The following is a 23799-nucleotide window of genomic DNA, read 5'->3' as shown; positions in this document are numbered from 1 at the left end:
TTAGGCTCCTTTCACAGCAGGGCGCACAACGATATTGGCATTCTTGTGGCCTGGGACAGCGCCCCGGACCAGCAACAAGCCACGCTCGGCGTCGACGCGGATCACGTCAAGATTCTGAACCGTACGGGTAACGTCACCCATATGGCCCGACATTTTTTTACCTTTGAACACACGGCCTGGATCCTGGGCTTGACCAATGGAACCGGGTACGCGGTGCGAGCGCGAGTTACCGTGGCTGTTACGCTGGCCGCCAAAATTGTGGCGTTTGATGGTACCGGCAAAGCCTTTACCGATCGTGGTGCCCGTAACGTCAACCTTCTGACCCGCTTCGAAAATGCTTTCCACAGCAACTACGGAACCGGCGGAAAGCTCGGCGATAGCAGCGGGGTCGAGGCGGAATTCTTTCAGGATGCTGCCAGCTTCAACGCCAGCTTTTGCATAGTGCCCTGCCTGGGGCTTGGTAACGCGTGTTGCACGACGGGTGCCAAAGGCAACCTGTACAGCAGCGTAACCGTCAACTGCGGGCGTCTTGACCTGGGTGATGCGGTTGTTGGACACGTCCAGCACGGTCACAGGGATGGACTCGCCTTCCTCTGTAAACACACGGGTCATGCCAACTTTACGCCCAACAAGGCCCAGCCGCCACGCGGCAGGCGTAGGTGTCGAGTTCGACATCGTTTTCTCCATTCCTGACTACGATTGGTCAGGGCTAACTGAGAGTACACGCAATAATTTGCGCGACGACCATAGCCAAAACTTTTTGGCTAAGCTAGTAAATATAGCACGCGGCTGTAAAGCCAAGCAAGATTTACTGCAAAATTCCGCCCTAAACTGCTTGATTGACAACAGTTTTTTTGAATTCGGGGTGCTTGGCTATGCAGTCTGAACCAGAAAAATTGATCTGCTGCGCATTTTCTATTGGTGCGCCTTATTGACAAAACGAGCCACGTATTCGTTCACCGGTTCATCGCGGATTTGAACGGGCGTGCCGCTTTGTTCCACCCTGCCCTCACGTAGCACCACAATATGCTGGCCCAGCCGTAATGCCTCATCAATATCGTGAGTAATAAAGATGATGGTTTTGTTCAGGCTGCTTTGGAGGCGTAAAAGCTCGTCCTGCATCTCGTAGCGAATCAAGGGATCCAGGGCCGAGAAGGCTTCGTCCATCAAAAGAATGTCTGCATCAACGGCCAAGGCTCGGGCAAGTCCTACTCGTTGCTGCATCCCGCCTGACAATTCGTCCGGATAGTTATCGGCATAATCATGCAGACCCACGCGCTCCAGCCATTGCCGAGCCTGCTCTCTGGCCTGTGAACGCTTGTCTCCTCGGACCTCCAGACCGAAGGCGACGTTCTCCACCACCGTCAAATGGGGCAGCAAGCCAAAGGCCTGAAAGACCATGCTGATTCCATAGCGACGAAATTGTCGCAAGCTGGCCATGTCCAGCTGCAATATGTCCTGCCCATCCACCAACACCTGCCCGGCACTGGGGTCGATCAAACGGTTGATGTGACGCACCAGCGTGGATTTGCCCGAACCGGATAAACCCATGACGCAGGATATCTGCTGCGCGGGAAAGCAGGCATCGACCCCTGCCAGGCCTACGATGCAATCCGTCTGCTTTTGCACGGCCTGCTTGTCGGCCCCCTGCTTTAACAGCTCTACGGCTTCGGTCGCCCGGCTCCCAAAGACCTTATAAACGTCTCGCAGTTCTATCTTGCAGGCCTGCTCACCCGAGGGGGTAGGAATGGTATTCATGCTTGCCTCCTGACCTTGCGACGGTGACGCTGAGAACGACCAAAGGATTGAGAGATTCGGTCAATAACAATGGCCAGGATCACAATCGCCACCCCCGCCTGCAAACCACGTCCTATATCCAGTGTCTGAATACCAGCCAGCACGTCTTCACCCAAACCCTGGGCTCCAATCATGGAAGCAACTACCACCATGGACAAGGCCATCATGGTGGTTTGATTAATACCGGCCATGATGCTGGGCCGCGCCAGCGGCAAGGTGACCTTGGTCAGCATTTGCCAGCGTGTAACCCCGTACGCCTGGGCTGCTTCCATCACATGTTTGTCCACCTGTCGCAAGCCCAGGCTGGTCAGGCGAATCAAGGGAGGGACGGCATAGACAACAGTGGCCAAAACGGCGGGAACCTTACCCAGACCGAACAGCATCAGTACCGGGATCAGATACACAAAACTGGGCATGGTTTGCATCACATCCAGTACGGGCGTCAGCACTTTTCTAAGCAGACGGCTACGAGCACTAAGAATGCCAACCGGGACGCCAATCAGCACAGAAAAGACTGTGGCCACCAGCACCAAGGTGAAGGTTTGCATCAGCTTGTCCCACAGACCCATGGCGCCTATCAAGTACAGGCCCGCTACATAGAGCAGAACAGGCAAAAAGCGCCGTTGTCCCCACCAGGCCAGCAAACCGGTCAACGCCAGAATCGCCCAGGCAGGCACCTGCTGCAACACACGCTCTACCGGCAAGATGGCATGCGTCAGAATCCAGGCACTGATCTGACGAAATCCTGTTCCCCAATCCTGTACGGCAACCAGCAACTGACGGTTCACCCAATCAGCAGCCGACCACTCCGGGAAGAAACGGGACTGCGCTGTGGCTACTGGTTTTGTTGCTTGAGGCTCCAAAGCAGCCTGCAAGCGATCTGCCTGAGCCACTGGCATCCACTGACGCCATTGCTCTTCGTTTTCTTTCAGGAACTTCTGTACCTGCGTACTGGCGTTCTGCCCGCCTTCGGTCATGCCCAAAATGATCTTGTTCATCTGCTCGGGCTCCAGCTGGATCTTTTCAAACAAGGCCACCAGCTCGGGATAAGACTCCACGAAAGGAGTAGAAGCCGCTACGCCTATATGCGCCAGGATAAAGTCCGTCGGGCAGATCTTGCCCTTGCCCGACACAGCGGCTTCCCAACAGCTTTCATTGAAAGGCGCGCTAGCTAACTTCTTGAAGGAATATTTAGCCATCAGACCCGCAGGCTGCCAGTAATAGAACAGGATGGGTTCACGTCTGTCATAGGCGGCGCTGATTGCCGCATCCAGAGCCGCACCCGTACCGGGCCGAAAGTTTTGATAGTGCTCGCCCAAACCATAGAGATTGAACAGGCGACTATTGAAGGTTTCACATACCCAGCCGGAGGGGCAGTTATAGAAGCGGCCTTTATTGGGCTGTTCCGGGTCACTAAAAACAGTGGCGTAGCGCCCTAAATCCTCAACTTTCTGTAGATCGGGTGCAGTTGGCTTGATTCCCTTGTCCGGGTCGCCATCGATGACATAATCCGGCACATACCAGCCCTGTTCTGCCCCACCCTTCAGGGTATTACCAAGTACCTGCACCTGGCCGGCTTCAATGGCTTTTTCAATGATCTCGGTACGTCCCGACCAGATCTCGCCAATTACTTGAATATCATTTTGCGCCAGCGCACTTTCCAAAGCCGCCGAGGAGCCTGGAACCCGTTCGGTCTTGCAACCGTAGGCCTTCTCCAGAATCTGCTGATACAGCTCGGTGCTAAATGCTGCGCTCTCCCAGCTCAGGTCCGCCAGCCGTATGGGTTTGTCGTCCGCACACGCTTGCGCTGATGCGCTGCTTCCCCACAGACATAGCCAGAGCGCCAGGAAATACCACAGGACCAGGAACGGCTTTCTTCTCCGATTTATCATTCTTGTCCTCCTTCAACCCTGCCCATCGTCGCATTTGTAGCCCTGGCAAAGTGTGTCCGGTCGTAAAAAGTAGACCAAAACCCGCTTTTTCCCAATAACAACACCATGATGAACTAGCCATGAACCACCTGAGAGCAAAGCTCTTGTTCTGTTCAGGATAAACGGACAGTCGCCATTGCTCCTGCAGCGCCAGAAGGAAACGTGCAGACGAAAAAAAACGCCATGCGGTTGCATGGCGTTTCTTTCGATGTAACTCGAACAGCTAGGCAGAATTACTGCAGAGCGATTTCGACGTCAACACCGGCTGGCAAATCCAGACGCATCAGAGCGTCGACGGTCTTGTCGGTAGGATCGACAATGTCCATCAAGCGCTGGTGGGTACGCATTTCAAACTGATCGCGCGATGTCTTGTTGACGTGCGGCGAACGCAGAATGTCGTAGCGACGGATACGTGTTGGCAGTGGTACTGGACCACGAACAACAGCGCCGGTGCGCTTGGCGGTTTCTACGATCTCAGCAGCAGACTGATCGATCAACTTGTAATCGTAAGCCTTCAGACGGATGCGGATTTTCTGGTTTTTCATGGGTAATCCTAAAGAACGATATAAGTGGGGCCTTTTTGACCGGGTTTATCGATTACTCGAAGAAACGCTGACTAAAAAGCACCCCTTTTGGGGGTAGCAAAGACGCGGCGGGAAGGTTTGCACCTTCACACCGCGATCAAGGCTTATTACTTGATGATTTTTGCAACCACGCCAGCGCCAACGGTACGGCCGCCTTCGCGAATAGCGAAGCGCAGACCTTCTTCCATGGCGATAGGAGCGATCAGGGACACTTTCATCGAAATGTTGTCGCCTGGCAGAACCATTTCCTTGTCTTCTGGCAGCTCGATGGTGCCGGTCACGTCAGTTGTACGGAAGTAGAACTGAGGACGGTAGCCCTTGAAGAAAGGAGTGTGACGACCACCCTCTTCTTTGGACAGAATGTACACCTCGGCGTCGAAGTCCGTGTGTGGCTTGATCGAGCCTGGCTTGGCCAGAACCTGACCACGTTCCACGTCTTCACGCTTGGTACCACGCAGCAGCAGACCGACGTTATCGCCAGCTTCGCCCTGGTCCAGCAGTTTGCGGAACATTTCAACGCCGGTACAAATGGTCTTGACCGTGTCTTTGATACCCACGATTTCGATTTCTTCGCCGACTTTGATGATGCCGCGCTCAATACGACCGGTCACAACCGTACCACGGCCGGAGATCGAGAACACGTCTTCAACAGGCATCAGGAACGTACCGTCAACGGCACGCTCAGGCGTAGGAATGTAGCTGTCCAGCGCTTCGGCCAGAGCCAGAACGGCTTGGCTGCCCAGTGGGCCTTCGTCGCCTTCCAGAGCCAGTTTGGCCGAACCCTTGATGATCGGGGTGTCGTCGCCAGGGAAGTCGTACTTGGACAACAGTTCACGAACTTCCATTTCAACCAGTTCGATCAGCTCTTCGTCATCAACCATGTCGGCCTTGTTCAGGAACACGATGATGTAAGGAACGCCAACCTGACGGCTCAGCAGGATGTGCTCGCGAGTCTGGGGCATTGGGCCGTCAGCAGCCGAGCAAACCAGAATAGCGCCGTCCATCTGGGCAGCACCGGTAATCATGTTCTTGACGTAGTCAGCGTGGCCGGGGCAGTCAACGTGAGCGTAGTGACGGTTAGGCGTTTCGTACTCAACGTGCGACGTGCTGATGGTGATACCACGTGCTTTTTCTTCAGGGGCGTTGTCGATCTGCGAGTAATCGCGCGCTTCGCCGCCGTATGCCTTGGACAGAACCGTGCAGATTGCAGCGGTCAGAGTGGTTTTACCGTGGTCAACGTGACCGATAGTACCGACGTTGACGTGCGGTTTAGTCCGTTCAAACTTACCTTTTGCCATGATTTATCCCAATTATGTTTTACAGGAAAACAAAAAAATTGTTGAGCAGCCCGCCATAGGGCGGGCTGATATTGCTATTACTTACCGCGAGCGCTGATCACTTCGTCAGCCACGTTCTTTGGAGCTTCAGCATATTGCTTGAATTCCATCGTGTACGTAGCGCGACCTTGTGTTTGCGAACGCAGGCTGGTCGAGTAACCGAACATCTCGGCCAGAGGAACCTCGGCCTTGATGACCTTGCCACCACCAACCATATCGTCCATACCCTGAACCATACCGCGACGGGAGGACAAGTCACCCATCACTGTACCGGCGTATTCCTCAGGGGTTTCAACTTCTACAGCCATGGTGGGCTCCAGCAGAACTGGGGCAGCCTTGCGCATACCATCCTTGAAGGCCATCGAAGCGGCCATACGGAAGGCGTTTTCGTTCGAGTCCACATCGTGGTACGAACCGAAGAACAGCGTAGCCTTGACGTCAACCACTGGGTAGCCAGCGACCACACCTGCGGACAGGGTTTCGCGAATACCTTTTTCAACGGCAGGAATGAATTCGCGAGGAACCACACCGCCCTTGATGGCGTCAACGAACTCAAAGCCACCGCCTGCTTCCAGGGGCTCCAGCTTGAGGACAACGTGACCGTACTGACCACGACCACCGGACTGTTTGACGAATTTACCTTCGATTTCGTCGCAAGTCTTGCGGATGGTTTCGCGGTAAGCCACTTGTGGTTTACCCACGTTGGCTTCCACGCCGAATTCACGGCGCATGCGGTCTACCAGAACTTCCAGGTGCAGCTCGCCCATACCGGAAATAATGGTCTGGCCGGATTCTTCGTCGCTGCTGACGCGGAAAGAAGGATCTTCCTGAGCCAGACGGGACAAGGCCACGCCCATTTTTTCCTGGTCGGACTTGGTTTTTGGTTCCACAGCCTGCGAAATCACGGGCTCTGGGAACTCCATGCGTTCCAGAATGATGTGCTGACCGGCGTCACACAGGGTTTCACCTGTGGTCACGTCTTTCAGACCCACCACGGAAGCGATGTCACCAGCAACCAGTTCTTTCAGCTCGGCACGGTTGTTTGCGTGCATCTGCAAGATACGGCCGATACGCTCTTTCTTGCCCTTGATAGGGTTGTAGACCGTGTCGCCCGAACGCAGAACGCCCGAGTAAACGCGTACGAAAGTCAATTGACCAACAAAGGGGTCAGTCATCAGCTTGAACGCCAGAGCGGACATTGGCTCTTCGTCGCTGGCTTTACGATGAATGACTTCACCGTCATCGTCCGTACCTTCGACAGGTGGAATATCCACTGGCGATGGCAGGTAATCGATCACGGCGTCCAGCATGCGCTGTACACCCTTGTTCTTGAACGCGGTACCGCACAGCATTGGCTGAATTTCGCAGGCAATGGTACGTGTACGCAGACCCAGGTTGATGTCCTCTTCGGAGAGGTCACCGTTTTCCAGGTACTTGTTCATCAGGTCTTCGCTGGCTTCAGCAGCCGACTCGACCATTTTTTCACGCCATTCTTCAGCCGAAGCTTGCAGCTCGGCAGGAATGTCGGTGTATTCAAACTTCACGCCGTTGCTGGCTTGATCCCAGATGATTGCTTTCATCTTGATCAGGTCAACCACGCCTTGGAAATCTTCTTCAGCGCCGATCGGGATAACGACAGGCACGGGGTGGGCTTTCAGACGCAGCTTGAGCTGGTCGTAAACCTTGAAGAAGTTAGCGCCAGTACGGTCCATCTTGTTGATGAAAGCCAGACGAGGCACACCGTATTTGTTGGCTTGACGCCATACGGTTTCCGACTGAGGCTGAACACCACCCACCGCGCAGTACACCATGCAAGCGCCGTCCAGCACGCGCATGGAACGCTCAACTTCAATAGTGAAGTCAACGTGGCCGGGGGTATCAATGATGTTGATACGGTGTTCTGGGTAATTGCCCGCCATACCACGCCAGAAAGCAGTGGTAGCAGCCGAGGTAATGGTGATCCCGCGCTCTTGCTCTTGCTCCATCCAGTCCATGGTGGCCGAACCTTCGTGGGTTTCGCCCAGTTTGTGGTTCACACCGGTGTAGAACAGGATGCGCTCGGTAGTGGTCGTTTTCCCGGCGTCGATGTGAGCCGAGATACCGATGTTGCGATAGCGCTGAATAGGGGTTTTGCGGGCCATGGTTATATGTCCTCAGATTACCAACGGAAATGGCTGAATGCTTTGTTAGCATCGGCCATCTTGTGCGTGTCTTCACGCTTTTTCATTGCACCGCCACGGCCTTCAGCCGCATCGGACAATTCGCCGGCCAGGCGCAAGTCCATCGATTTTTCACCGCGCTTTTTAGCGGCTTCACGCACCCAGCGCATGGCCAGAGCCAAACGACGCACGGGACGCACTTCGACAGGTACCTGGTAGTTAGCGCCACCAACACGGCGGCTCTTCACTTCAACAACAGGTTTTACATTATTGATGGCAGCATTAAACACTTCGAGCGGATCTTTGCCGGTTTTCTGCGCAATTTGTTCCAGCGCGCCATAAACAATACGTTCGGCAACAGCTTTCTTGCCGGACAGCATGACCACGTTCATGAACTTGGCCAGCTCAACGCTGCCAAATTTCGGGTCAGGTAGGATTTCACGTTTGGGTACTTCGCGACGGCGAGGCATTTTTATTTCCTTGTGACTATTCAGTTGAACCGCTTTTCGCGGTCTCGGTCATTCATGACAAATGACCACTTACCTACCATGGCACTCAGGCCACGGTTGCACGGATCCAGACCAGGGAACTGATCAATGGATACATGGATTACTTGGGACGCTTGGCGCCGTACTTGGAGCGGGCTTGTTTACGATCCTTGACGCCTTGCAGGTCAAGAGCACCGCGAACAATGTGGTAACGCACACCTGGCAAGTCTTTAACACGACCACCACGGACGAGAACGACCGAGTGCTCTTGCAGGTTGTGGCCTTCACCACCGATGTAAGAAATGACTTCGAAGCCGTTGGTCAGACGCACTTTGGCGACTTTACGCAGAGCGGAGTTAGGCTTCTTGGGGGTCGTGGTGTATACACGGGTGCAAACACCGCGGCGTTGTGGGCAGTTCTCGAGCGCAGGGCTCTTGCTGCTAACGCGGCTGACTTCGCGCGGTTTACGCACGAGCTGGCTAATGGTTGGCATGACCTTTACGTATCCTATAACGTACTTTACGTACTGGTTGACGTATATGTTTTGAAAAACGCCGTCCAGTTGGCGGGTGTTGAAACCCTGGACCGGAAGCGGCATTGCGCAATACCACTCCCCATAAAACACGAAAAAGAGCGGTCTTGCACATGGCTTGGGCTTGATTTCAAGCACTAAAAAAGTGCCCGCAGCCCCTAAATTCAGGGCTGCCATCAAATTACTGCAAGGTGTACCGGCAAAGGATCCTTAAAGTAAGCTCTAAAATTTACCACAGTAAACCCTTATAGGTCAACGATTTGGACACCAATCCGGCAGTTTCCCGTTGTCACGGCACACGCATGGAAGCACTTGGTCACTCGCTATCTACATATCGTTATACTGCAGGGCTATTGCACTTCTGCGACAAGGACAATACCCATGATCATCGCTTCCCTGGAAGACGACCTCGTCCAGGCTGAACTGATTGCCCGGATCCTGACCGAGGCTGGCTATGAATGTCGCTCCTTTCATCAAGGAAAGGACCTGCTGGCCGCTCTGGCCAAGCCACATAATTTCGGTTTATTGCTACTGGACTGGGAACTGCCGGACGTCAGCGGCCTGGATGTGTTGCGTTGGGTTCGCACCACACTGGGCCATGCCCTGCCCGTCATATTCCTGACCAGCCGTACCCAGGAAGAGGATCTGGTCACGGGTTTGCAGGCCGGAGCCGACGACTATATTAATAAGCCCGTACGCAAGGGAGAGCTGGTTGCGCGCGTCAATGCCGCTGTGCGCCGTCTGGATCTGAGCACCTCGGCCACTCAGGACAGCCGCTTTTCGTTTGCAGGCTACGACATCTTTCCTGAACAAGGCCATATTGTGCTGAACGGTGAAACCGTTACCCTGGCGCCCAAAGAATTTGAGTTGGCCCTTTTACTGTTTCGCAACCCCGGCCGCCTGTTCTCGCGTGATGTTTTAAGCTCCGCGGTCTGGAACCGGGAAATTCCGGCCACCTCCCGTACGCTGGACACTCATCTGTCCAACATACGCCGTAAACTCCAGTTGCGACCCGAGAACGGGGTACGCCTGACGGCGTCTTACGCCCTGGGCTATCGCCTTGAACTTTTGACCGACCCTAGCTGATTTCTATGATTACTTTGCGTATCGCCGCGCCTCTCGTTTGCGGCCTGATTTGGGGTGGCGTCGTGTCAGCCCAACCTTCTGGCGCCCGCGGCGAAAATTTTGTCTATAAAGTGCTGGCCGGTGACACCTTGCTGGGCATCTCCCAGACCTATACCCGCCAGGACCGCAACTGGTCCGAAATTCAGCGACTGAACGCGGTGGCCGATCCCTACCGTCTACCTATCGGCAAAGAACTGCACATTCCATTTCGCATGATTCCGGAAGTGCCCGCCCCCGCCCGTATCACTCACCAGACCGGCCAAATTCTTGTGAACGGTCAAGCACTGGGTGCAGGAACGACTCATTTGCAAGAAGGCGACCTGATCCGAACAGGCAGCAATGGCTACCTGACGCTGGAGTTGCAAGACGGCAGCCAACTGAGCGTACCCGCACAGGCATCCTTGAGCGTGGCCCGCATGCGTGCCTTTGAAGGCACCGGCCTGACCGACTCGATCATCGCTCTGGACGATGGCGACGTGGAATCACGCGTTTCCCCGGAAAAAACCGGCGTAGGTCGCTTTGAAGTCCGCACCCCTGTCAGCATTACCGGTGTCCGTGGCACCGAATTGCGTGTGCGTACTCAACAAGGCGTGGCTCACAGCGAAGTGCTGGAAGGCCGCGCTGAATTGGGAACCCAGCAACGCAGCACCCCCACCGCCCTGAAGCAGAATCAAGGGGCCGCTGTAGGCACAGATGGCAATATCATGGCGCTGGAGCCATTGTTGCCCGCTCCGCAGATCTCCACGCCCGAGCGTCGCGGTGGCCAATGGAACAGCACGATTCAGGTCGTGCCCGGTGCCCAGGCCTATCTGGTCCAGACCTCTACCGACCCGCAAGGTGCCAAGCTGCTGTCGCGTAACATTACGACAGATACGGATATTCAGTTCGGTGCCTCGCGCCCTGGCACGTACTACGTTACCGTTCGTGCCATTGACCGCCATGGTCTGATGGGCCCGGACACGATCGAAAGCTTTGAAGGCGCAGCCAGCCTGACCAGCTCGGATGGCCAAGCCGTGGTCAGCAATTTTGGCGATCCAATCCTGCTGTCTCAGTTCGAGTAGCTAAACGGCGTACGGCATGAGCAGCCCGGCCCCCAGAAACAGCAAGCTACTCTCTGACCGGATTCGGAAAGAGTGGCATCTGGTTTCGGGCTTGCTGATGCTGCTGACCTTATTGTTCAGCTCCCTGCGTGACGACTTCGCGCTGGGCAAGCTGAACAACCTGATTTACGACTTCACCATGGCAGCCGCTCTTCCACAGGCTGCGCCCCCGGATATTGTCATTGTCGCCATCGACGACTACAGCATCGCCAACCTGGGCTTTTGGCCTTGGCGACGCATCAACCATGCCCAACTGCTAGGCCGTCTCGAACAGGCTCGTGCTGTCGGCATCGATCTGGTTTTTCAGGAACCCAACCCGGCTTACCCCGATGATGACCTGACTCTATCCGAGGCCATACATCATCACGGACGCGTTGTGCTGCCAATGATCTATGACACTCAGCGGCAGGCCGTGCATACCGCCATTCCCGTGCTCAGCCAGGCAGCCCAGGCGTCGGGCTACATCAATATCGAACCTGATTCAGATGGGGTAGTGCGACGTGTCGCCCTGCAGCAGACTACCCCCTTGGGCCGTGTGCTGCCGCACTTCACGATTGCCATGTTGATGACAGGCGGAGATGTGGATCTGGCCCTGCAAGCTCTGGACTCCAGTCAGAAAGACATTCCCCACATTCCCTTTCTGGGCCGCAGCGGCCACTTTCGGACCGTGCCTTACTTCAATGTCCTGAACGGTGATATTCCGCCCTCTTTCTTCAAGGATAAGTATGTGCTGGTAGGAGCCTGGGGCAGTGGACTGGGCGATACCTTTCCTACCCCTTTGTCCAAAGCCGGCATGAGCAGCATGTCGGGCGTGGAGATCCTGGCCAATACCTTGCAAGCCGTACGCAGCAATCATTGGGTGCGCACCCCACCGGCCTGGTTCATTGCGCTGGCCAGTTGCCTGCCAGTCCTGCTGGCATGTCAGGTTCTGATCTATCTGTCGCCACGCGCCACCTTGCTCAGCCTGATCGGGCTGGTCTTTGCGATCCTGCTGGTGAACTGGATCGCCATGCATGGCTTCAATCTGTGGATTCCGCCACTGGCCAGCCTGATTACTGTTCTGTTGGCCTACCCGCTATGGCACTGGCGCAGTCAGGAAGCTGCCCTGAATCAGGTGACCGAAGAACTGAACAAGCTGCAGCTGGAATACCCGGATGTCAGAACTGCTCTGAACGAGCGCCTATCGGGCTTAAGTACACGTAATCTGCCTCATCGTCTGACCCAGCTACATAAATCCATCAATCTGTTGCGCCAGGCCCAGACCAAGCGTGAAGAGACCTTGCGCTTCATTTCGCATGATATGCGGGCGCCCCAGAACTCCATCCTGGCACTAACGAGCTTGCAACGTCAGGATGACAGCAAGCTGCCGCCAGATCAGTTTCTGCACAAGATGGAAGGCTATGCCGAACAAACGCTGGAACTGGTGGACAACTTCATTAGTCTGGCACGGGCCGAGGCCATGGAAATGGTACTGAGCCCGCTGAACCTGTTTGATCTGTTGGCAGACTGTCTGGATGACGCTTGGGCCAGCGCCAGCAAGCGCTCTATCAGCCTGAACTTGAACGACTCGGAGCTGGTCTGGGTGAACGGCAATGCGCCCATGCTGCGCCGCGCCTTTACCAACCTGATTCAAAACGCCATCAAGTACGGACCGGATGGCAACCAGATTGATATAGACCTTGTGCTGGGCAACAACAGCGTTCAGGTATTCGTCAAAGATCAGGGCTGGGGAATTCCGGCAGAAAATCAGGCGACTATTTTTGAGCCTTATCATCGAGCCCACGAAAATACCGAAGGTGCACCTTCGGGTAGCGGACTAGGTTTGGCCTTTGTGAAAACCGTGATCAACAAACACGGCGGGGATATTGTCCTGGACAGCACGCGTAAGCAAGGCTGTACCTTTATCGTCTCCCTGGCCACGATTGCTATCTCCGATGAAGACTGAATTCTGGCGCGATGCCGCCCTGCCCTATGTAGAAAGCCGACGTGCCTGCAACAGCCGGATCTGCTATCAGGAGCACAGCCACCCCCCACCTACTCGATTGGCGCCGTTGATGGCGGTGGCAGCGTCTTTACGGGCGCACCCGGCGGCCCGGTCCAGCTTGCACCTGGGTCTGTGGTCTTTGTCCCCGCGCACCGCAGCCATGCCTGCAATCCGTTGCCAGATCAGTCCTGGAGCTATCAGATGCTGCATCTGGATGCGGGGTGGCTGGAGCAACTTTGGCAGGAAAGTACAGAGTTCAGACTTCAAGCCCAGGAGCCCATCCGCGTTAGTCACGAGCCACTGCTTTATGCAGCCTACTGTGACTTGAACTCGCTCTTGTTTTCAGCCGCTCCTCTACTGAGCAAAGAAGCAGCCCTGATCGACTTTTTGCTGCACCACGGCTCAGCCCAATCCCAGCCTTTGGCACCCGCTCCCCCACCTAGCCCCATCTTGCAGAAAACCCTGGATCGCTGGGTTGAAGGCCAATTAGCCACTATCCCCCTGCAAGAACTTGCTCGAGAAACCGGTTTTAGCCGCTACCAGCTGATTCGCGCCTTTCGTCGCCATACCGGCCTGACTCCACAGCGCTGGCAATTGAATCAACGTATCAACCTGGCCCGAAACGCCCTGCGCCAAGGCGACGAACTGGCTGATATTGCCTATCGCCTGGGCTTTGCCGACCAAAGTCATTTTCAGCGTGTCTTCAAGCACTACACCGGTGTCACTCCGGGCCAGTACCGCAGCTAAAGCGCGCGCACTTTTATTCAATACGGCACCCACGCTTCTGGTCACACTGCAGTTTTGCTTCTGGACGTACCGCCGTGTCCTTGTTCTTACTGATCGCCAGCACCCATTTCCTGGCCCTGCTTTCCCCCGGCCCCGATTTTTTCCTGATCGCCCGCAGCACCCTGGCCCATGGACGCTGGGTCGCAAGCGGAGCCTGTGCCGGTGTCGCCCTGGCCAATGGCCTGTACATCAGCCTGGCACTAACGGGCTTTGCCCGGATAAGCACTGGCAGCCCTCTCTTTGTGCTGCTACAGGGCGCTGGAGGGCTGTATTTACTGTACTTGGGCGTGAAATTCCTGCAGGTGGCCCATCACACTACTGGGCAATGGATCAAGGCCTCTGAAGCCTCTACAGGCGGCTGGTGGCATCACGCTCTGCTTGGCCTGCTCTCGGGGCTGCTGAATCCCAAGAACGCCTTGTTTTACGCCAGCCTGGCCTCTGTACTGGCCAGTAGCCGCGCTGGTACGGGCCTGCATATCTTGCTGGGTCTGTGGATGTTTTTAATTGTTTTACTCTGGGACTTGTTCATCACCGTTCTGATCGGGCACCCGCTCTGGCAGCAGCGTATACAAAAGCACTTGCCACGTATCGAACAGCTCTGTGGCCTGCTGTTGTGCCTGATCGCCGCTGCCGCCCTCTTCAACGTGGCTCAACACTTGGTCACAAACTAAACATTCCGAAAAGTGAAACCTGATCTGCACCGCCGTCAAGCTCTCTGAAGGTGATAGAGTGAGGCTGTTAGAGCCACATCAAACGATGGGAAAACAAATCATTTACGGTCTCGGACGCGGCGATATAAGCCGGTAAAATAGTCCGGGTCTTTGTTTTGTTAAGCACCTTGAGTGCGCTACAGTCTATGCTGTAAGACCGGAACAACACCCCCGTGTCCCGTTCCTTTTTTTGTCAGTTTTCAAGGAGTTACTAGAATGTTTGCCAAAATCGCTTTCACAGCCGTTCTTGGATTGGCCAGCGTGCCTGCTTTTGCTGCTTGCGACGTTACCATCGAAGGCAATGACTCCATGCAGTTCAACACCAAGAGCATCGTTGTTGACAAGACATGCAAGGAATTCACAATCAACCTGAAACATACTGGCAAGCTGCCTAAAGCAGCCATGGGCCACAACGTCGTTATCTCGAAGAAAGCCGATGAAAGCGCTGTTGCTACCGATGGCATGAAAGCCGGTCTGGACAACAACTACGTTAAAGCCGGTGACGAGCGCGTGATCGCTCACACTGACGTGATCGGCGGCGGTGAAAGCACCTCCGTAACCTTTGACGTCTCCAAGCTGAAAGAAGGCGAAGACTACGCATTCTTCTGCTCCTTCCCAGGTCACTGGAGCATCATGACTGGCGAAATCAAGCTGGGTAGCTAAGCGCATCCGCTTGTAGCCGCCAGGCGGCCATAAAAAATCCCCACGTGGCCTGGCCATGTGGGGATTTTTTTTAGCTCGAGCTATCTGGTTTTAACCGACTACCTGAAGGTAGCGGCCCACCCTGGATAAACAGGGTGGGGAACCACCAAGTCTTGCTTATTCCTGATCGCCCTCTGGGGCTGCAGGTTGCTGCTCGGGCTCGGAGGCGCCGGACACAAAGACCGGGTCTTCCGAAGGCTCAGGAGCCGACGCAAACGGGTTTTCCAGTTCACGGGCTGCTTTGCGCTCTGCCACTTCAAAGGCTTCTTTTTCCTTGCGGGCGGAATGGAAGGCCATACCGGTACCAGCAGGAATCAGACGACCCACGATCACGTTTTCTTTCAGACCACGCAGATCGTCGGTTTTGCCCATGATGGCCGCTTCAGTCAACACGCGGGTGGTTTCCTGGAAGGAAGCCGCCGAGATGAAGGAGTCGGTCGACAGCGAGGCCTTGGTAATACCCAGCAGCACGTTTTCGTACGTAGCTGGAATACCGTTTTCGGCCAGAACGCGATCGTTCTCGTTCAACAGTTCGGAGCGTTCAACCTGTTCACCCGTGATGAAGTTAGTATCACCGGCATCCACAATGTTCACGCGGCGCAGCATCTGACGAACAATCACTTCAATGTGCTTGTCGTTGATCTTCACACCCTGCAGACGGTAAACGTCCTGCACTTCGTTAACAATGTAGTTGGCCAGCTTCTCGATACCCTTCAAGCGCAGGATGTCGTGCGGATCGGCTGGGCCGTCCACAATCATCTCGCCCTTGTTCACCACTTGACCGTCGTGAGCCAGAACCTGTTTTTCCTTCGGAATCAGGAACTCGTGGCTGACGCCGTCCAGGTCGGTAATGACCAGACGCTGTTTGCCCTTGGTGTCCTTACCGAAGGAAACCGTACCCGTAACTTCGGCCAGCAGGCCGGCGTCCTTGGGCGAACGAGCTTCGAACAGTTCGGCCACACGTGGCAGACCACCGGTAATGTCTCGAGTCTTTTGCGATTCCTGGGGAATACGCGCCAGAATCTCACCCACGGACACTTGCTGACCGTCGCGAACGGTAATCAACGCGCCCACCGGGAAGGAGATATTGACCATGTGATCGGTACCAGCGATCTTGATCTCCTGACCTTGCTCGTTCAGCAGCTTGATCTGAGGACGCATGGTGATCTTGCCACCACGTGTCTTGGGAGTGATCACAACCAGAGTCGACAGACCGGTCACTTCGTCCACCTGACGAGCCACGGTCACGCCTTCTTCGATGTTCTCGAAGCGAACGGTACCGGTGTACTCGGACACGATAGGACGGGTCAGCGGATCCCAGCTTGCCAGACGCTGGCCAGCCTTGATGGCTTCACCATCGCCCACCGTAATGGTGGCACCGTAAGGCACTTTGTGGCGTTCACGTTCACGACGGTTGTCGTCAAAAATAACGATTTCACCGGAACGGGAGATCGCAACGCGTTCGCCCTTGGCGTTGGTCACATAACGCAGACCAATTTCAAAACCGACCGTACCAGCCGTCTTGGTTTCCACCGAGCTTGCCAGCGCTGCACGCGAAGCCGCACCACCAATGTGGAACGTACGCATGGTCAGCTGGGTACCCGGTTCACCGATGGACTGCGCAGCGATAACACCGATGGCTTCACCACGGTTAACCAGCATACCGCGGCCCAGATCGCGGCCGTAGCAGCTTGCGCACAAGCCGTGACGGGTTTCGCAAGTCAGCGGAGTGCGGATCTTGACTTCATCAATACCCAGGTTGTCGATCAGGTCGACCAGGTCCTCGTTCAGCAAGGTGCCGGCGGGGATAACCAGTTCCTGATTGTCAGGGTTGACGATGTCGGTCGAGGCCACACGGCCCAGAATCAGATCGCGCAGGGGCTCGATAACCTCACCACCATCCAGGATGGCTTTCATGGTGTAGCCGCCCTTGGTACCGCAATCGTCTTCGGTAATGACCAGATCTTGAGTCACGTCGACCAGACGACGAGTCAGGTAACCGGAGTTAGCCGTCTTCAAGGCCGTGTCGGCCAGACCCTTACGAGCACCGTGAGTCGAAATAAAGTACTGCAGTACGTTCAGACCTTCACGGAAGTTCGCGGTAATAGGCGTTTCAATAATGGAGCCATCAGGCTTGGCCATCAGACCACGCATACCAGCCAGCTGACGAATCTGTGCAGCCGAACCACGAGCACCGGAGTCCGCCATCATGTAGATGGAGTTGAAGGACTCTTGACGTACTTCTTCACCAAAGCGGTTGATCACTGGCTCGGAAGCCAGCTGTTCCATCATGGCCTTACCCACGCGGTCACCGGCTTTGCCCCAGATGTCCACTACGTTGTTGTAGCGTTCCTGAGCGGTCACCAGACCCGAAGAGTACTGCTTGTCAATTTCTTTAACTTCGTTGCTAGCCTGAGCCAGGATGCTTTCCTTGACGACAGGCACAACCATGTCATTCATGGCGATGGAAATACCACCACGAGTTGCCAGACGGAAACCGGACTGCATCAACTTGTCGGCAAAAATCACGGTGGCACGCAGGCCGCAGCGACGGAAGGACTGGTTGATCAGACGCGAAATTTCTTTCTTCTTCAACGCACGGTTCAGTGCGGTGAAAGGCATGCCCTTGGGCAGAATTTCTGACAGCAAGGCACGGCCAGCAGTCGTTTCGTAACGCTTGATGGTCTTGACCCACTCACCGTCTTCGCCCTTCTCGAATTCTTCGATACGGACGGTCAGACGAGTTTGCAGCTCGACTTCCTTGTTGTCGTAAGCGCGCTGAACTTCAGCCACGTCGGCCATGAACAAGCCTTCGCCCTTGCCGTTTACCAGTTCGCGGGTCGCATAGTACAGACCCAACACGATATCCTGGGAAGGAACGATGGATGGTTCGCCGTTGGCGGGGAACAGCACGTTGTTGGAGGCCAGCATCAAAGTGCGCGCTTCCAGCTGGGCTTCCAGCGACAGCGGCACGTGAACGGCCATCTGGTCACCGTCAAAGTCAGCGTTAAAGGCGGCACACACCAGAGGGTGCAGCTGAATCGCTTTACCTTCGATCAGGACCGGTTCAAAAGCCTGAATACCCAAACGGTGCAGCGTAGGCGCACGGTTCAGCATCACGGGATGCTCGCGGATCACCTCTTCGAGGATGTCCCACACCACCGGTTCCTGGCTTTCCACCAACTTCTTGGCTGCCTTGATGGTCGTAGCCAGACCCATCAATTCCAGACGGTTGAAGATGAACGGCTTGAACAGTTCCAGCGCCATCAGTTTGGGCAGACCGCACTGGTGCAGCTTCAACTGAGGACCCACTACAATCACGGAACGACCGGAGTAGTCCACGCGCTTGCCCAGCAGGTTCTGACGGAAACGACCGCTCTTGCCCTTGATCATGTCGGCCAGGGACTTCAGTTGACGCTTGTTGGCGCCGGTCATGGCTTTACCGCGACGACCGTTATCCAGCAAGGAGTCCACGGACTCTTGCAGCATACGTTTTTCGTTGCGCAAGATGATGTCCGGTGCCTTCAGTTCCAGCAGACGCTTCAAACGGTTATTACGGTTGATAACGCGGCGGTACAGATCGTTCAGGTCGGAAGTCGCAAAGCGGCCGCCGTCCAGTGGTACCAGCGGACGCAGGTCCGGTGGCAGCACGGGCAGCACTTCCATGATCATCCAGTCTGGCTTGATGCCGGATTTCTGGAAGCCTTCCAGCACTTTCAAACGCTTGGAGATCTTCTTGATCTTGGCATCCGAGCCGGTGGCTTTCAGTTCGGCACGCAGGCGCTCGACTTCGCGATCGATGTCGATCGTACGCAGCAGTTCGCGCACCGCTTCCGCGCCCATCAGGGCGTGGAAGTCGTCACCGTACTCTTCAGTCTTGGCCAGGAAATCGTCATCGGACATGATCTGACCGCGCTTGAGCGGGGTCATGCCAGGTTCGATTACGCACCATGCTTCAAAGTACAGCACGCGCTCGATGTCACGCAGTGTCATGTCCAGCACCATGCCCAGACGGGATGGCAGGCTCTTCAGGAACCAGATGTGAGCAACCGGGCAGGCCAGTTCAATGTGACCCATACGCTCGCGACGCACCTTGGAGACGGTGACTTCAACGCCACACTTCTCGCAGATGACGCCACGGTGCTTCAGGCGCTTGTACTTGCCGCACAGACATTCGTAGTCCTTGATGGGACCAAAAATCTTGGCGCAGAACAGACCATCGCGCTCGGGTTTGAACGTGCGATAGTTGATGGTCTCTGGCTTGCGGACTTCACCGAAAGACCAGGACCGGATTTTCTCGGGCGAGGCGATGCCGATCTTGATGGCATCGAACTGCTCGTCCTGAGTGACTTGTTTAAAGAGATCGAGTAGCGCTTTCATTATTTACGCTCCAAATCCATGTCCAGGGACAAGGAACGGATTTCCTTGACCAGAACGTTAAAGGACTCCGGCATACCGGCGTCGATCACGTGGTCACCCTTGACAATATTCTCGTAGACCTTGGTACGGCCGGCGATGTCGTCGGATTTAACCGTGAGCATTTCCTGCAGGGTGTAGGCGGCGCCATACGCTTCCAGCGCCCAGACTTCCATCTCCCCGAAACGCTGACCACCGAACTGCGCCTTACCACCCAGCGGCTGCTGAGTAACCAGGGAGTACGGACCTGTCGAACGAGCGTGCATCTTGTCATCGACCAGGTGATGCAGCTTCAGGTAGTGCATGTAGCCTACGGTGACCATACGCTCAAAGGCTTCGCCGGTACGACCGTCAAACAGGCGAACCTGCGTGCGGTGTGGTGCCAGCTGCAGTTTTTCGGCGATGTCGTCAGGGTAGGCCAGACGCAACATCTGGTCGATTTCCTGCTCGGTTGCACCGTCGAACACTGGCGTAGCCAATGGCAGACCTTTCTGCAAGTTGGTGGCCATGTTCATCACTTCGTCGTCAGTCAACTCGTTGATGCGAGTCTTCTTGCCGGCAGTGTTGTAGACCTTGTCCAGGAACGCGCGCAGTTCGGAAACCTGCACGTTCTTTTCTTCTTGCATCATGTCGTTGATGCGGTGGCCAATACCCTTGGCAGCCCAACCCAGGTGAACTTCCAGAACCTGACCCACGTTCATACGCGAAGGCACGCCCAGCGGGTTCAGAACGATGTCCACAGGGGTACCGTCAGCCATGTGCGGCATGTCTTCCACGGGAACGATGCGGGAAACCACACCCTTGTTACCGTGACGGCCAGCCATCTTGTCACCAGGCTGCAGACGACGCTTAACAGCCAGGTAAACCTTGACCATCTTCAGCACGCCAGGAGGCAACTCGTCGCCTTGGGTGAGCTTCTTGCGCTTTTCTTCAAAAGCCAAGTCGAACTGGTGACGCTTTTGCTCCAAGGATTCCTTGGTGTGCTCCAGCACCAGTGCGTGTTGCTCGTCAGCCAGACGAATGTCGAACCACTGCCAGCGATCCAGATCGTTCAGGTAGTCAGCGGTCAGCTCGGTGCCCTTGGGCAGCTTGCGTGGACCACCGTTGACGGTTTTGCCGACCAGGAACTTCAAGGCACGGTCAAAGGCGTCGTCTTCAACGATTTGCAGCTGGTCGTTCAGGTCCTGACGGTAGCGACGCAGTTCATCATCAATGATGGACTGAGCACGCTTGTCACGCTCGATACCTTCACGGGTAAAGACTTGAACGTCGATCACCGTACCGACCATGCCCGAAGGCACGCGCAGGGAGGTGTCTTTAACGTCAGAGGCTTTTTCACCAAAAATGGCGCGCAGCAGCTTTTCTTCCGGAGTCAGCTGAGTTTCACCCTTGGGTGTCACTTTACCGACCAGCACGTCGTCGGCACGCACTTCGGCACCGATGTACACAATGCCGGAATCGTCCAGACGGTTCAGCTGAATTTCGGACAGGTTGCTGATATCGCGGGTGATATCCTCAGGTCCCAGCTTCGTGTCACGGGCAACAACCGTCAACTCTTCGATGTGAACCGACGTGTAACGATCGTCAGCCACGACCTTCTCGGAGATCAGAATCGAGTCCTCGAAGTTGTAGCCGTTCCAGGGCATGAAGGCGATCAGCATGTTCTGACCCAGAGCCAATTCGCCCAGGTCAGTCGATGCGCCGTCAGCCAGCACGTCACCACGAGCCACGATATCGCCACGTTTGACGATAGGACGCTGGTTGATGTTGGTGTTCTGGTTGGAACGGGTGTACTTGGTCATGTTGTAGATATCTACACCGACCTCGCCAGCCACGTTCTCGTCATCGTGTACGCGAATAACCACGCGCTGTGCGTCAACGTCTACAACCACACCGCCACGACGGGCCTGTACGGTGGTACCCGAGTCAACAGCAACAGTACGTTCGATACCGGTACCGACCAAAGGCTTCTCAGGGCGCAGGCAAGGAACTGCCTGACGCTGCATGTTGGCGCCCATCAGTGCTCGGTTAGCGTCATCGTGCTCCAGGAACGGAATCAGCGAAGCAGCCACAGACACGATCTGCGAAGGAGCCACGTCCATGTAATGGATGTTCTCTGGCGCAGTCATCATGGTTTCGCCAGCTTCACGGCAGGCAACCAGATCGTCAGCAAAAGCACCGTCTTCGGTCAACTCGGCGTTAGCCTGAGCGATGACGTAATTGCTTTCTTCAATAGCCGACAGGTAATCGATCTGTTCACTGACCTTGCCGTCAACAATCTTGCGGTAAGGCGTTTCCAGGAAGCCGTACTCGTTCAGACGAGCGTACAGCGCCATGGAGTTGATCAGACCAATGTTTGGACCTTCAGGCGTTTCAATCGGGCACACGCGACCGTAGTGGGTTGGGTGCACGTCGCGCACCTCAAAGCCAGCACGTTCACGAGTCAGACCACCAGGGCCCAGTGCCGAAACACGACGCTTGTGCGTGATCTCGGACAGCGGGTTGGTTTGGTCCATAAATTGCGACAGCTGGCTGGAACCGAAGAACTCCTTGACGGCCGCAGAGATGGGCTTGGAGTTGATCAGATCGTGCGGCATCAGGTTTTCGGTCTCGGCCTGGCCCAGACGTTCCTTGACAGCACGTTCCACACGCACCAGACCGGCGCGGAACTGGTTTTCGGCCAATTCGCCCACACAACGAACACGACGGTTACCCAGGTGATCGATATCGTCGATCTGACCGCGGCCGTTACGCAGATTCACCAGCACCTGAATGGTGTCCAGGATGTCTTCGTCGGTCAGGGTCATGGGACCTTCAATGCTGTCACCACGGCCCAGACGGCTGTTCACCTTCATGCGACCCACGCGCGACAAGTCGTAGGACTCTTCGCTGTAGAACAGACGGTTGAACAAAGCCTCAACCGCTTCTTCGGTTGGTGGCTCGCCGGGACGCATCATGCGATAGATCGCGATGCGGGCAGCATTGGAATCCGCTGTTTCGTCCGTGCGCAGGGTCAGGGAGATAAAGCCGCCCTGATCCAGTTCGTTGACGTACAGGGTCTCGAAATCACGCACATTGGCTGCGCGCATTTCAGCCAGAATGGATTCGGTAATTTCGTCGTTGGCGTTGGCAATCACCTCGCCGGTTTCGGCGTTGATGATGTTCTTGGCCAGCACACGACCCAGAAGGAAATCTTCCGGGATGGAAATGTATTCGATCTTGGCTGCTTGCAGGTCGCGCAAATGCTTGGCATTGATACGCTTGTCCTTTTCAACCAGTACGCGACCATCACGGTCGGTAATGTCGAAACGAGCAACCTCGCCCTTCCAGTGTTCTGGAACGAATTGCAGCTTGCCACCTTCCTGGTGCAGTTCGATGTGATCGAACTCGAAGAAGTGGGCCAGGATCTGTTCTGGCGTCAGGCCAATGGCCTTCAGCAAGATAGTCACAGGCATCTTGCGACGACGGTCGATACGGAAGAACAGAATGTCCTTGGGATCGAACTCGAAGTCCAGCCAGGAACCACGGTAAGGAATCACGCGAGCCGAGAACAGCAACTTGCCCGAGCTGTGCGTTTTACCGCGGTCGTGTTCAAAGAACACGCCGGGGGAACGGTGCAGCTGGGAAACGATGACTCGTTCGGTACCGTTGATCACAAAAGAGCCGTTATCAGTCATCAAGGGCATTTCGCCCATGTAGACTTCTTGCTCTTTTACTTCCTTGACGGTAGGCTTGCTCACCTCGCGGTCCATAAGGACCAGACGAACCTTCGCCCGCAAGGGGGAAGCATAGGTCAAACCACGAAGTTGACACTCTTTGACGTCGAACACCGGCTCGCCGAGCGTATAGCTCACGAACTCTAGCCGCGCCATTTGGTTATGGCTTACTATTGGAAATATGGAACTGAAAGCTTCCTGCAAGCCTTCAACCTTACGCTGAGAAGGCAGCGTGTCCTTCTGCAAGAAGGTTCTGAAAGAATGCAGCTGGGTAGCCAACAGGTAAGGAACCTGCTGTACGTCTTCACGTTTGGCGAAGCTCTTGCGTATGCGCTTTTTTTCGGTGTACGAATAAGGCATGAGCACTCCGACTCAAGGGTTACACGGACCGTCAACCACGGCCCTGGTTTACGACTCTAAAAAACCCGACTT

At 55.5% G+C, this 23799-nt stretch carries 16 protein-coding genes and 1 pseudogene; 6 read left to right on the top strand and 11 right to left on the bottom strand.

Annotated elements, in window-relative coordinates; genetic code table 11:
- The 9 genes and pseudogenes from rplC to rpsL all read right to left on the bottom strand — a co-directional run bounded on the left by rplC (position 1) and on the right by rpsL (position 8789).
- On the bottom strand, positions 1–675 hold the full coding sequence (rplC, locus tag MID00_RS08270) for a 50S ribosomal protein L3 (RefSeq protein ID WP_003803046.1): 675 nt from the start codon (positions 673–675) through the stop codon (positions 1–3).
- Between the two features lie 240 nt (positions 676–915).
- The gene (locus tag MID00_RS08265) at positions 916–1758 is read right to left on the bottom strand and encodes an ATP-binding cassette domain-containing protein (protein ID WP_254500157.1); all 843 of its coding nucleotides are present in this window, start codon (positions 1756–1758) and stop codon (positions 916–918) included.
- Positions 1755–2573 carry a proline/glycine betaine ABC transporter permease gene (locus tag MID00_RS20685; RefSeq protein WP_306459884.1) on the bottom strand — a complete coding sequence of 273 codons (819 nt, stop codon included), beginning with the start codon at positions 2571–2573 and terminating at the stop codon, positions 1755–1757. Before MID00_RS20685 ends, MID00_RS08265 begins: the two co-directional genes overlap by 4 nt.
- 207 nt (positions 2574–2780) lie before the next feature.
- Positions 2781–3689 (bottom strand): annotated as a pseudogene (locus tag MID00_RS20680) (glycine betaine ABC transporter substrate-binding protein); the annotation flags it as partial.
- A gap of 272 nt (positions 3690–3961) precedes the next feature.
- On the bottom strand, positions 3962–4273 hold the full coding sequence (gene rpsJ, locus MID00_RS08255; RefSeq protein ID WP_003803053.1) for a 30S ribosomal protein S10: 312 nt from the start codon (positions 4271–4273) through the stop codon (positions 3962–3964).
- A 146-nt stretch (positions 4274–4419) separates the two neighbouring features.
- Complete coding sequence (gene tuf / locus MID00_RS08250) at positions 4420–5610, bottom strand: elongation factor Tu (protein ID WP_009462422.1); 1191 nt, start codon at positions 5608–5610, stop codon at positions 4420–4422.
- A gap of 77 nt (positions 5611–5687) precedes the next feature.
- Complete coding sequence (gene fusA / locus MID00_RS08245) at positions 5688–7790, bottom strand: elongation factor G (protein WP_009464203.1); 2103 nt, start codon at positions 7788–7790, stop codon at positions 5688–5690.
- A 17-nt stretch (positions 7791–7807) separates the two neighbouring features.
- Positions 7808–8278, bottom strand: coding sequence for a 30S ribosomal protein S7 (rpsG, locus tag MID00_RS08240; protein ID WP_003800875.1), 471 nt, complete (start codon positions 8276–8278; stop codon positions 7808–7810).
- 139 nt (positions 8279–8417) lie between these two features.
- On the bottom strand, positions 8418–8789 hold the full coding sequence (gene rpsL / locus MID00_RS08235; protein WP_003800872.1) for a 30S ribosomal protein S12: 372 nt from the start codon (positions 8787–8789) through the stop codon (positions 8418–8420).
- A 420-nt stretch (positions 8790–9209) separates the two neighbouring features.
- Here rpsL and MID00_RS08230 point away from each other — a divergent pair, with 420 nt between their 5' ends.
- The 6 genes from MID00_RS08230 to azu all read left to right on the top strand — a co-directional run bounded on the left by MID00_RS08230 (position 9210) and on the right by azu (position 15196).
- Positions 9210–9914 carry a response regulator transcription factor gene (locus tag MID00_RS08230; RefSeq protein WP_009464199.1) on the top strand — a complete coding sequence of 235 codons (705 nt, stop codon included), beginning with the start codon at positions 9210–9212 and terminating at the stop codon, positions 9912–9914.
- 5 nt (positions 9915–9919) lie between these two features.
- The gene (locus tag MID00_RS08225) at positions 9920–11014 is read left to right on the top strand and encodes a FecR domain-containing protein (RefSeq protein ID WP_009464197.1); all 1095 of its coding nucleotides are present in this window, start codon (positions 9920–9922) and stop codon (positions 11012–11014) included.
- A 16-nt stretch (positions 11015–11030) separates the two neighbouring features.
- The gene (locus tag MID00_RS08220) at positions 11031–12998 is read left to right on the top strand and encodes a CHASE2 and HATPase_c domain-containing protein (protein WP_250756336.1); all 1968 of its coding nucleotides are present in this window, start codon (positions 11031–11033) and stop codon (positions 12996–12998) included.
- Positions 12999–13784 (top strand): AraC family transcriptional regulator, encoded by a 786-nt coding sequence (locus MID00_RS08215; protein ID WP_368044565.1) that lies wholly within the window; start codon positions 12999–13001, stop codon positions 13782–13784.
- A gap of 74 nt (positions 13785–13858) precedes the next feature.
- Positions 13859–14494, top strand: a complete 636-nt coding sequence (locus MID00_RS08210) for a LysE family translocator (protein WP_250756338.1) — start codon at positions 13859–13861, stop codon at positions 14492–14494.
- A 255-nt stretch (positions 14495–14749) separates the two neighbouring features.
- The gene (gene azu, locus MID00_RS08205; RefSeq protein WP_009464188.1) at positions 14750–15196 is read left to right on the top strand and encodes an azurin; all 447 of its coding nucleotides are present in this window, start codon (positions 14750–14752) and stop codon (positions 15194–15196) included.
- A gap of 156 nt (positions 15197–15352) precedes the next feature.
- Here the strand turns inward: azu and rpoC are convergent, their stop codons facing one another.
- Together rpoC and rpoB are read right to left on the bottom strand one after the other, a co-directional pair.
- On the bottom strand, positions 15353–19615 hold the full coding sequence (gene rpoC, locus MID00_RS08200) for a DNA-directed RNA polymerase subunit beta' (RefSeq protein ID WP_022983338.1): 4263 nt from the start codon (positions 19613–19615) through the stop codon (positions 15353–15355).
- A complete protein-coding gene (gene rpoB / locus MID00_RS08195) occupies positions 19615–23727 on the bottom strand; it encodes a DNA-directed RNA polymerase subunit beta (RefSeq protein ID WP_022983337.1) in 4113 nt (1370 codons plus the stop codon). Before rpoB ends, rpoC begins: the two co-directional genes overlap by 1 nt.
- Positions 23728–23799 lie beyond the last annotated feature (72 nt).

The sequence above is a fragment of the Alcaligenes sp. NLF5-7 genome (assembly GCF_024266725.1).
GTDB classification, from domain to species: domain Bacteria; phylum Pseudomonadota; class Gammaproteobacteria; order Burkholderiales; family Burkholderiaceae_B; genus Alcaligenes; species Alcaligenes phenolicus.
Note: the sequence above shows the minus strand (reverse complement) of the source record. Positions and strands in the feature narration are given on the sequence as shown.

Coding starts and splice junctions, on each gene's coding strand:
- rpoC (WP_022983338.1), bottom strand. CDS start 19,615: ATGAAAGCGCTACTCGATCTCTTTAAACAAGTCACTCAGGACGAGCAG.
- azu (WP_009464188.1), top strand. CDS start 14,750: ATGTTTGCCAAAATCGCTTTCACAGCCGTTCTTGGATTGGCCAGCGTG.
- rpsL (WP_003800872.1), bottom strand. CDS start 8,789: ATGCCAACCATTAGCCAGCTCGTGCGTAAACCGCGCGAAGTCAGCCGC.
- MID00_RS08220 (WP_250756336.1), top strand. CDS start 11,031: ATGAGCAGCCCGGCCCCCAGAAACAGCAAGCTACTCTCTGACCGGATT.
- rpsJ (WP_003803053.1), bottom strand. CDS start 4,273: ATGAAAAACCAGAAAATCCGCATCCGTCTGAAGGCTTACGATTACAAG.
- rpsG (WP_003800875.1), bottom strand. CDS start 8,278: ATGCCTCGCCGTCGCGAAGTACCCAAACGTGAAATCCTACCTGACCCG.
- MID00_RS08230 (WP_009464199.1), top strand. CDS start 9,210: ATGATCATCGCTTCCCTGGAAGACGACCTCGTCCAGGCTGAACTGATT.
- rplC (WP_003803046.1), bottom strand. CDS start 675: ATGTCGAACTCGACACCTACGCCTGCCGCGTGGCGGCTGGGCCTTGTT.
- tuf (WP_009462422.1), bottom strand. CDS start 5,610: ATGGCAAAAGGTAAGTTTGAACGGACTAAACCGCACGTCAACGTCGGT.
- MID00_RS08225 (WP_009464197.1), top strand. CDS start 9,920: ATGATTACTTTGCGTATCGCCGCGCCTCTCGTTTGCGGCCTGATTTGG.
- rpoB (WP_022983337.1), bottom strand. CDS start 23,727: ATGCCTTATTCGTACACCGAAAAAAAGCGCATACGCAAGAGCTTCGCC.
- MID00_RS08265 (WP_254500157.1), bottom strand. CDS start 1,758: ATGAATACCATTCCTACCCCCTCGGGTGAGCAGGCCTGCAAGATAGAA.
- fusA (WP_009464203.1), bottom strand. CDS start 7,790: ATGGCCCGCAAAACCCCTATTCAGCGCTATCGCAACATCGGTATCTCG.